This is a genomic window from Amycolatopsis sp. SID8362, from assembly GCF_010550475.1.
Classification (GTDB): Bacteria; Actinomycetota; Actinomycetes; order Mycobacteriales; family Pseudonocardiaceae; genus Amycolatopsis; species Amycolatopsis eburnea.
The window spans coordinates 1-915 of sequence record NZ_JAAGNB010001191.1 but is presented as its reverse complement, the minus strand read 5'-3'; the positions used below and the strand labels follow the sequence as shown (position 1 = coordinate 915).

The following is a 915-nucleotide window of genomic DNA, read 5'->3' as shown; positions in this document are numbered from 1 at the left end:
TTCGAGCGCGCGGCCTGCCGGCGCACCGGCCCGGGCTGCCTCGGCGTGGTCTACCGCGCGGCCACCCCCGACACCGCCGGGCTGGTGGCCGGGCGCGGACGGCTCGTCCGCGAAATCCAGCCCGCCCTGGTGCTGGAGAACACCTTCGGCGACCTCGACGACTGGCTCGCGTCGCTGAGCCGCAACCGGCGCTCGAGCCTGCGCGGCCAGATCCGCAAAATCGCCGCTGACCCGGGGATCGTCGTCCGCGAGGGCACCGCGCGGGACGACCTCGATCCCGAAGAGCTGGCCGCGATGCTGCGGGCGCACCGCGAAACCAAGGGGCCGGTGAAGTTCGACCAGCGCGGCCCGGTCACGGCCGAGTACCTCGGCGAGCTGGTCCGCCGCCCCGACGTCGTCACCACGACCTACCACGACGCCGAGGGGCGCCTGCTCGCCTTCACCGACCTGCTCGACCACCCGGTGATGCCCCTGCACCAGCACTGGGCCGCGCTGCCGCCGGGCGACGGCCGGCCGAAACACCTCTACTTCGACGTCGTCGTGCGGGGAGTGCGGCACATGATCGAGAACAACCGGAAGTTCCTGTCGCTGGGCCGCGGGGTCACCGACCTCAAGGCGTCGCTGGGGTTCAGCCCGAGCCCGATGACCGGCGTGGTCGTGCCGAGGCCGGTGACGCGGTGGTGATCGACGTGCTCGACCCGCGCCACGACGCGGAACCGGCGTACTGGACGGCGTTGCGCGAGCGGGCCGGCTTGCGCGCGGACTGGAGCTGGCCGGTGCTCGCCACCCAGGCGTGGGCGGCGCGGACCCTGCAACCGGTGACCGTGCTGCGCGAGGGTGGCGAGCCGTGCGGCGTGGTCAGCGCCGCGTGGGTCACCGGCCGGACGCGGCGGAACCGGTTCGCCGGTCCCGGTC

The 915-nt window shown here is 74.2% G+C and carries 1 protein-coding gene and 1 pseudogene; both read left to right on the top strand.

What is annotated here, in order from left to right; genetic code table 11:
* Positions 1 to 684: GNAT family N-acetyltransferase (locus tag G3I65_RS37005; protein ID WP_160700212.1), on the top strand; the 684-nt coding region annotated here is incomplete at its 5' end.
* A pseudogene (locus G3I65_RS37000) lies at positions 678 to 915 on the top strand (GNAT family N-acetyltransferase); the annotation flags it as partial. The gene G3I65_RS37005 and the pseudogene G3I65_RS37000, both read left to right, overlap by 7 nt.